Origin of the sequence: Stackebrandtia soli, assembly GCF_965137155.1 — a bacterium.
GTDB classification, from domain to species: Bacteria; Actinomycetota; Actinomycetes; order Mycobacteriales; family Micromonosporaceae; genus Stackebrandtia; species Stackebrandtia soli.
On the sequence record NZ_CBCRZX010000057.1, the window covers coordinates 19,355 to 27,577 of the forward strand.

At 68.1% G+C, this 8,223-nt stretch carries 7 protein-coding genes; 6 read left to right on the top strand and 1 reads right to left on the bottom strand.

The window, feature by feature from the left end; genetic code table 11:
• Positions 1 to 224 precede the first annotated feature (224 nt).
• The 4 genes from ACM9NP_RS21700 (at position 225) to ACM9NP_RS21715 (ending at position 4,844) form a co-directional block, all read left to right on the top strand.
• Positions 225 to 1,757: a carboxypeptidase-like regulatory domain-containing protein gene (locus ACM9NP_RS21700; RefSeq protein ID WP_415648606.1), complete on the top strand. Its 1,533-nt coding sequence runs from the start codon at positions 225 to 227 to the stop codon at positions 1,755 to 1,757.
• A 156-nt stretch (positions 1,758 to 1,913) separates the two neighbouring features.
• On the top strand, positions 1,914 to 3,461 hold the full coding sequence (purF, locus tag ACM9NP_RS21705) for an amidophosphoribosyltransferase (protein ID WP_415648607.1): 1,548 nt from the start codon (positions 1,914 to 1,916) through the stop codon (positions 3,459 to 3,461).
• Positions 3,458 to 4,540, top strand: a complete 1,083-nt coding sequence (gene purM / locus ACM9NP_RS21710) for a phosphoribosylformylglycinamidine cyclo-ligase (RefSeq protein ID WP_415648608.1) — start codon at positions 3,458 to 3,460, stop codon at positions 4,538 to 4,540. The genes purF and purM overlap by 4 nt, the downstream gene beginning before the upstream one ends.
• Before the next feature lie 67 nt (positions 4,541 to 4,607).
• On the top strand, positions 4,608 to 4,844 hold the full coding sequence (locus ACM9NP_RS21715) for a hypothetical protein (RefSeq protein WP_415648609.1): 237 nt from the start codon (positions 4,608 to 4,610) through the stop codon (positions 4,842 to 4,844).
• Between the two features lie 127 nt (positions 4,845 to 4,971).
• On the opposite strand, the gene ACM9NP_RS21720 is transcribed toward ACM9NP_RS21715, so the two are convergent.
• Positions 4,972 to 5,610 (bottom strand): hypothetical protein, encoded by a 639-nt coding sequence (locus ACM9NP_RS21720; protein WP_415648610.1) that lies wholly within the window; start codon positions 5,608 to 5,610, stop codon positions 4,972 to 4,974.
• Between the two features lie 352 nt (positions 5,611 to 5,962).
• Between ACM9NP_RS21720 and murQ the strand changes: the two genes are divergently transcribed.
• Positions 5,963 to 6,883, top strand: a complete 921-nt coding sequence (gene murQ, locus ACM9NP_RS21725) for an N-acetylmuramic acid 6-phosphate etherase (RefSeq protein WP_415648611.1) — start codon at positions 5,963 to 5,965, stop codon at positions 6,881 to 6,883.
• A gap of 308 nt (positions 6,884 to 7,191) precedes the next feature.
• Positions 7,192 to 8,115 carry a serine protein kinase RIO gene (locus ACM9NP_RS21730; protein WP_415648612.1) on the top strand — a complete coding sequence of 308 codons (924 nt, stop codon included), beginning with the start codon at positions 7,192 to 7,194 and terminating at the stop codon, positions 8,113 to 8,115.
• Positions 8,116 to 8,223: the final 108 nt, after the last annotated feature.

The following is an 8,223-nucleotide window of genomic DNA, read 5'->3' on the forward strand; positions in this document are numbered from 1 at the left end:
GGACGGGTGCGGCAAGGGTCGTCGTCCGGGATTCGAGTGACGTCGTTCGGCGTCCGTGGACGGGCGAGTCGGTCGAGGATGTGGAGACGTTCGGGTAACGAATCACCGCGCCGGGCCCCCCGGACTAGCATCGGGTTGCCAAAGCAGGGCATAGTGACCGTGGGAATTGGTGCGCCTTGGTGCGCCCAAAAGCCGGCACACGTATTGCCCGAGGAGCGGTGACAGTGACAACAACATACTCCGGTCGCGCCCGGTCCCGGTGGGGTCGGCGCGTTCTCGGCACGGTGATGGCGGCGGCGCTCGGCATCGGCGGTGCCGGGTTCGTCGCGACGAGCGCGCAGGCGCTGCCTCCGGTTCGACTCGAGGTGACGTTCAATCCGGGTTCGGCGAGCCTGTCGACCGGCGGCGAAGCGGTTCGCGTGTCCGTCACCGTGAAGAACACCGACCTGTTGCAGGCCAGCGAGGGGGCCGGCGGCCAGGTCGCGTTGACGGGGGTCAACGAGCACGTCGACATGACGGTCGAGGCGGGCAACTGCGACAGTGCGGCGGGCAACTCCGTCAACTGTGGAACCATCGATCGCGGCGCGAGCAAGACGTTCAACGTCGTCTTGACGCCGAAGGCGGGCAGCGCCCTGCCCGAGGGGCAGACGGCCAGCGGCACGATCGATGTCACGATGTCGCCCCCGAACCAGGGCAGCGGCTCCGCGGGGGTCTCGATCGTCGGGTCGAAGCAGACGGCGACCGGCCTGAGCGGCAACGTCACGGACGTCTCCTCGAAGGAGCCGATCGAAGGCGTCAAGGTCGTCGCGAAGGACAGCAAGGGCACGTCCCTCCCCGAGGCGCAGACCGACGCGGCCGGGAACTACCGCATCGTCGGCGAGATCGCCGCGGGCGAGGTCGAGGTGACGTTCTCGAAGGACGGTTACCGGGAGGACGTCAAGAAGTTCACGGCCGTCGCTGGCAAGGAGGCCAAGGGCGACGCCCGTATGAAGAAGGCGGCGAAGGACGAACCGACCGCCGAGCCCAGCGAGGAGCCGAAGGCGGAGAAGCCGAAGGACGAGGGCGGTTTCGGCGTCACCATGTGGCTGCTGATCATCCTCGGCGCGCTGCTCGTGATCGGCGGCATCGTCGCGATCGTGCTCCTGTTCCGCAAGGGCAAGGACGACGACAACGACGATGACGACCGTCCGCTGCCGGATCTGCCTCCCACGCACCGGCCGTCGGCGACCCAGACGGGCCAGCTGGGCGTGTACGACGCGGCGCGGCATCGCCCCGGCATGGACGCCCCGACAATGATCCACAATGGCCCATTGATCGCGGACGACGACCTCGCGCAGTACGGTTCGACCCCGACCTCGGGCGGCGGCTTCGGTCCGTCGTACGAGGGGACGAACCCGACGTCCGGTGGCGGCTTCGGTCCGTCGTACGGGGATCAGCGACAGACGCAGCGTTTCGACTCCGGCCCGGGCGATTACGACGGACGGGACACGAACCGTTACCCAGCGTCCGGCCCGCCGAACCAGCCGAACGAATACGACTCGCGGGACACGCGCGGTTATCCGCCCGCGTCGCCGGACCCGAACCGGGGCGGTTGGGGCGGCGGCTACGACTCGCGGTACGACCAGCCCCCGCCGCAGCGCGAACCGTACGGTGACCAGGCACAGCGGGATCCGTACGACCAGACGCCTCCGAACCGGGGCGGGCGCCGTTATCGTGACGAAGACGACGACAACCAGGAGCAGCGTCACCGGTGGTAGACGTCGCACCGGACAGCCAAGGCGTGATCTTGCGGCTAAACTGGCCGGTGTGAGGCCAGCGAGCTGCGCTGCGGCGGCGCCTCCTTCCGTTTTCGATCGCGTTCGTCGTGTCGGCCAAAACGTCGGCGGCGGCAGCAACCCCAACGAGGAGCATCGGTGCCCCGAGGTGATGGGCGACTGACAACCGATCTGGACCCCACCGACTCCAGCCCACAGGACGCTTGTGGTGTTTTCGGTGTGTGGGCGCCCGGTGACGAAGTCGCCAAGCTGACCTATTTCGGTCTTTACGCACTACAGCATCGGGGTCAGGAGGCGGCGGGCATCGCCGTCTCCGACGGCGCCTCCGTCACCGTCTACAAGGACCTCGGCCTGGTGGCTCAGGTCTTCGACGAGCCGACGCTCGCGCCGCTGACGGGACACCTGGCGATCGGCCACGCCCGCTATTCGACGACCGGTTCCCCGACCTGGGAGAACGCGCAACCGACCTTGCGGTCGACCACGACCGGCACGACGATCGCGCTCGGCCACAACGGAAACCTGACGAACACCGCCGAACTCGCCGCCGAATGCGCGCGGCGCGGTCTCGACGTCGCCGGGTCGACGTCCGACACGGCCTTCGTGACCGCGTTGCTGGCGTCATACCCGGACGAGTCGGTGGAATCGGCGGCGCTGAAGGTCCTACCGACGCTTCAGGGCGCGTTCAGCTTCGTGTTCATGGACGACACGACCCTGTACGCCGCGCGCGACGTCAACGGCGTCCGCCCGCTCGTCCTCGGTCGCCTCGAACGCGGCTGGGTCATCGCGAGTGAGACCGCCGCGCTCGACACCGTCGGGGCGTCGACCGTCCGCGAGATCGAGCCCGGCGAACTGCTCGCCATCGACGAGCACGGTCTCCGATCCGCCAGATTCGGAGCGCCGGAACCGAAGGGCTGCCTGTTCGAGTACGTCTACCTCGCGCGGCCCGACACGACGATCGCGGGACGCAACGTCTACTCGGCGCGGGTCGAGATCGGGCGGCGCCTCGCGAAGGAACACCCGGCCGAGGCGGATCTCGTGATCCCTGTCCCGGAGTCGGGCATCCCCGCCGCGATCGGTTACGCGGAGGCGTCGGGCACCCCCTACGGCCTCGGCTTCACGAAGAACAACTACGTGGGGCGAACGTTCATCCAACCGTCGCAGACGCTCCGTCAGCTCGGTATCCAGCTCAAGCTCAACCCGTTGCGGGAACAGGTGCGCGGCAAGCGAATCGTCGTCGTCGACGATTCGATCGTGCGCGGCAACACGCAACGCGCCCAGGTCCGGATGCTGCGCGAGGCCGGCGCGCTCGAAGTCCACGTCCGGATCTCGTCGCCGCCGGTGAAGTGGCCGTGTTTCTACGGCATCGACTTCGCCACGAAGGCCGAACTCATCGCCGACAATCTCGACATCGACGGCATCCGCCGCTCCATCGGCGCGGACTCCCTCGGTTACGTGTCGCTCGACGGGCTCGTCGCCGCGTCCGAGCAACCGCCGACCCGTCTGTGCACCGCCTGCTTCGACGGCAACTACCCGATCCCGCTGCCCGAGGGCGACGTGATCGGCAAACACCTGCTCGAAGGGCTCGATCGGCGCGCCGACGCCGCGAGCGAACCGACCGACCCGACCGCCCGCCAATCCGCCACATCCGGTGAGGGAGCCGCTCACCGAGAAAAGGGGAAACGATGAGCAGCCAGAAGACCTCCCGCGTCGGCGGGTCCTCCTACCGCGAGGCCGGGGTGGACATCGCCGCCGGTGACCGCGCCGTCGAGGCGTTGAAGTCGAAGATCCGCAAGACGACGAGGCCGGAGGTCGTCGGCGGTATCGGCGGCTTCGCCGGGCTGTTCGCGCTCGACGTCAACAAGTACAAGCAGCCGCTGCTGGCGTCGTCCACGGACGGGGTCGGCACGAAACTCGTCATCGCGCAGAAGCTCGGCATCCACGACACGGTCGGCATCGACCTGGTCGCGATGGTCGTCGACGATCTCGTCGTGTGCGGCGCGGAACCGCTGTTCCTGCTGGACTACATCGCCTGCGGGCAGGTCGTTCCGGAGAAGATCGCCGACATCGGCGCGGGTATAGCCGACGGCTGCCGCTACGCGGGCTGCGCGCTCGTCGGCGGCGAGATCGCCGAGCACCCGGGCGTCATGGGCGCCGACGACTACGACCTGTCGGCGACGGGTGTCGGCGTCGTCGAGGCCGACGACGTGCTCGGCCCGGAGAAGGTCGCCGTCGGCGACATCGTGCTCGGTCTGGCCGCGTCGGGCCTGCACTCCAACGGCTACTCGCTCGTGCGACACATCCTGCTCGGCGCGCAGGAGCTCTCGCTGGACACCGTGGTGCCGGAGTTCGGCAACCAGCGCACCCTCGGCGAGGAGTTGTTGACGCCGACGAAGATCTACGCGAAGGACTGCCTGGCGTTGATCGCCGAGTGCGAGGTCCACGCACTGGCCCACATCACCGGTGGAGGCGTGCCGGGCAACATCGTCCGGGTCCTGCCGCCGCACCTCGACGCCGTCATCGAGCGCGGCTCGTGGACGCCGCAGCCCGTGTTCGACCTGTTGGCGCGCACCGGTCAGATCGCCGCCGACGAGATGGAGCGGACGTTCAACATGGGCATGGGTATGGCCGCGGTCGTTCCGCCGCACCAGGTCGATCGGACGCTGGCGCTGCTCATGGCGCGCGGTGTCGACGCCTGGATCGCCGGCGAGATCGTCGCCGGGAACGGTGACGTCCGGATGAAGGGCGCGTACGCCCCCGCCGGCTGACAATCCCTTGTGGCATCGAGATCGTCTGTTGTCGTTTCCGGCGCGAGTGAACGGCCAGATTTCCAGTGTGGTCGCCAACGACGTCCGCTTGACGTGGACGCCTGCCGCGCCGTCGATGCGGCCGCCCTATCCGGAGTCGGAGACGATCGACGTCGTGGATCTTTTGCACGCCAGACGAACCGATCTCGGCACCGACGCGGTACTTGAACTGTGGACACTCCACAGGGTAGTGCGCCTGCTCGCGGACGCGACGCTCATCGACAGGCTCACGGTCATCCTCGACATAGCCGAAGGACCACAGTGAACATTTAAGTTCACTGTGGTCCTTCGTTGTGGTGCCGGGCGCCGATGGGGTGGGTCGGCGCCCGGCGTGACACACCCGTGATCAAGATCAGGGTTCCACGCGATACGGCNGCCGGGACGACCTCGCGTCAGTCGACCAGCTGAACTCGCAGCTGGCGGTAACCGCCCGCCTCGGCGTGCAGCCACACCGGGAACGCGCGTTCCGTTGGTACGACCCGATACGCGCGAGCGCGTCGGACGTCGACGACGACCGGCGAGGCGCCCGGGCACGCCTCCGGCATGGCCGCCGAGGCGAGCCACAGCATCGCCGCCGCGTCGGCCGCGGGCAGGGGTTCGGCCTTCAGGTACAGCAGCAGCGCCTCCACGGTGCCGTCCGCGTGCCGCACGGCCATGTGCGGCGTGACCCTGACCGTGAGGTTGCGCCCCCGCCAGCGTCCCGTCTGAACGGGGACGTGTTCCGTGTTCGCGAGCTTCGGCAGGTACCGCAGCCAGCCGTCGACGACGGCACGATAGTTGGAGCGACGCGACGTCGGTGCCGCGTCGATGGCGTGTTCGAGGACGGGCCGGTCGTCGCCGCAGCGACGTCCGGCGAGGATTGCCGCGAGGATGCGGCGGTAGAAGTCGCGAGCGGGACTGTACGGCTCTTCGGCTTGACGGTTGTGCCGCGTCGCGACCTCCACCCGCGCCGCGCCCCGCGTGCGCAGGTAGTCGACGAAGCCGTTGAGTGGGATCTCCAGAGGGCTCGGAAGATTCACAGTGGACGACATGGATGCCTCCTTACCGGGAAGAACTGCCGGTTTGTGTATTGAATCTATTCGATGGGTACGACATTTTTCGAGGTGAACGAGGGGGTGGCGGCACAATTGAGATCGGCTCGTTACCGAATTCCGGAACCTCGCGGCGGCACCGGATCGAGCCGTTTCCCAGCGACCCGGTGGCCTCGGAACCACCGTCGAGACGCCCGCCGTTCCCAAGTTCACCGCGAGCATTGTCGACACCCGTTTACGGTGGCTTCCCCCGCCTGACCTGGCACGACCTGAGGTAACAGGTCGAGCCCTTGTCGATGTTGTTAATCTTCGTTAGGAACAGTCGGCATGAAAAAAATCGACGGAGGCGAAAGTGGCGGATACCGAGACGGTCGCGGACAGTCTGCGCGGGCTCGCGACCGAAGGCGCCGACCCGCGGTATGCACACATCGACCAGATGACCGCCCTCGAACTGGCGACGGTCATGAACCAGGCCGACGCGACCGTGCCCCGCGCGATCGCCGACGTTCTTCCCGACATCGCCGCCGCGATCGACGCGATCGTCCCCCGCATGGAGCGCGGCGGCCGGATCCGTTACGTCGGCGCGGGAACCGCCGGACGGATGGCGGTCGTCGACGCCTCCGAATGCCCGCCGACGTTCTCCACCCCGCCCGAACTGATCGCCGCGATCCTCGCCGGCGGCGCCACCGCGATGACGAACGCGACGGAGGGCGCCGAGGATGACGAGGCGGCCGGGATCGCCGCGATCGACGCCGCCGGAATCGGAGCGGACGACGTCGTCATCGGCGTCACCGCGTCCGGTCGGACGCCCTTCGTGCTCGCCGCCGTCACCGAGGCCCGTCGACGCGGCGCGCTCACACTCGGCCTGTCCTGCAACCCGAAACCGCCGCTCGCCGCGATCGCCGAGCACCCGATCAACGTCGTCGTCGGCAACGAGGTCATCGCGGGCTCGACCCGGTTGAAGGCGGGGACGGCGCAAAAGCTCGTCCTCAACATGATCTCGACGATCACGCTCGTCAAACTCGGCCACACCTTCGGCAACTACATGGTCGACATGCGCGTCCTCAACGCGAAGCTCGCCGCCCGCGCCGCCGTCATGGTCGCCGACATCACGGGCGTCGACCTGACGACGGCCGCGAAGGCCCTCGCCGAATGCGACGACCACGCCAAGACCGCGATCCTCATGATCGAGCGCGCACTGGACGCCGACGCCGCCCGCGAACGGCTCTCGCGCGTCGGTGGGCGGCTTCGCGACGCGCTCGCGGACGACTGACGACCCGCCTCGGTGACGTCGAAACCGTTCTCGCCGTTGACCTGTACTACGGCGCCGGGCGGCCGTCGAGGCGCAACCGAAAAAGGGCTTGCGCCGGTCGGCCAGGCCTGAGAGGATCCTCCGGCATGAGCGCGCCTTCGGCGCGTGGTGAGTCCCGACGTCGCGAATCGACGCGGGAGAGGGAAAGGAGAGGCACATGGTCATGACGCAACTGCGGCGTGCCCGAGTCGCGCCGCATTCCCTTCCCGTCGCCACCACAGGCTGAGCACCATAGGCCGCGGTGGCCGCGAAGTCCCAGGAGACTTTCCATGCACCGCGATCAGCCGATCCGCGCCCGTCGTCGGCGCTTCGACGACGACGACGCGGCCTACGAGGCCGCAGACCACGACTACTTCCGTTCGTTCTTCTCCGATGACGACGGCCCCGCCGTCTCCATGGACGGTCCGCCCGAGGGCGACCGATGGTCCACATGGGATGATTCAGAGCGCGGGGAACGAGGCCCCGAACCGTACCCGGATTGGCTGGTGACGGAGAAGGCCGCCGTCGACCGCGAACTCGGGATCCTCAAGACCGGCAAAGAGGCCGACGTCTACCTGATCGAGCGCTTCGTCCCCGGGACGGAACGCTCGTGCCTGTTGGCGGCCAAGCGATACCGCGACACCAAGCACCGCATGTTCCGCCGCGACGACGACTACACGGCGGGTCGGCGCGACGCCGAGTCCCGCGTCAACCGGGCCATCGCCAAGCGCACCGCCTTCGGGGCGAGCGTCATCGCCGCGAAATGGGTGAGCGCCGAGTTCGTGGCGCTGCGACGGCTCTTCGAGACCGGCGTGGCGGTGCCGTATCCGGTTCAGGTCCTCGGGAGCGAGGTCCTGATGGAGTACATCGGCGACGACGACGGCACGGCGGCGCCGCGCCTGGCGGCGCTGCGGCCCGACCCGGCGACGCTCACGGATCTGTGGGATCAGTTGCGGCACAACATGTCCCTGATGGCCCTGGACGGGTTCACGCACGGCGACCTGTCGCCGTACAACTTGATCGTCCAAGAGGGACGACTCGTGGTCATCGACGTTCCGCAGATCATCGACGTCGTCGCGAACCCGCGCGGTCGCGAGTTCCTGTTGCGCGACATCCGAAACGTCGGCGACTGGTTCGTCGCCCGTGGGCTTCCCGAGGCGAAGGTCGACCGGCTCACCGCCGACCTGCTGCGCGACGCCCGCCTCCCGACCTAACCGACCCCCTACCTCCGCTTGGTTGGGCAAAAGTTCCGCTTGGTTGGGCAAATTGCGAAAACACGCCTGTTTCGAACATTTGCCCAACCAAGCGAGNCGTTTNNAACC

Excerpts from the sequence above, each read along its gene's own strand:
- ACM9NP_RS21730 (WP_415648612.1), top strand. The coding sequence starts at position 7,192 with ATGCACCGCGATCAGCCGATCCGCGCCCGTCGTCGGCGCTTCGACGAC.
- ACM9NP_RS21720 (WP_415648610.1), bottom strand. The coding sequence starts at position 5,610 with ATGTCGTCCACTGTGAATCTTCCGAGCCCTCTGGAGATCCCACTCAAC.
- purM (WP_415648608.1), top strand. The coding sequence starts at position 3,458 with ATGAGCAGCCAGAAGACCTCCCGCGTCGGCGGGTCCTCCTACCGCGAG.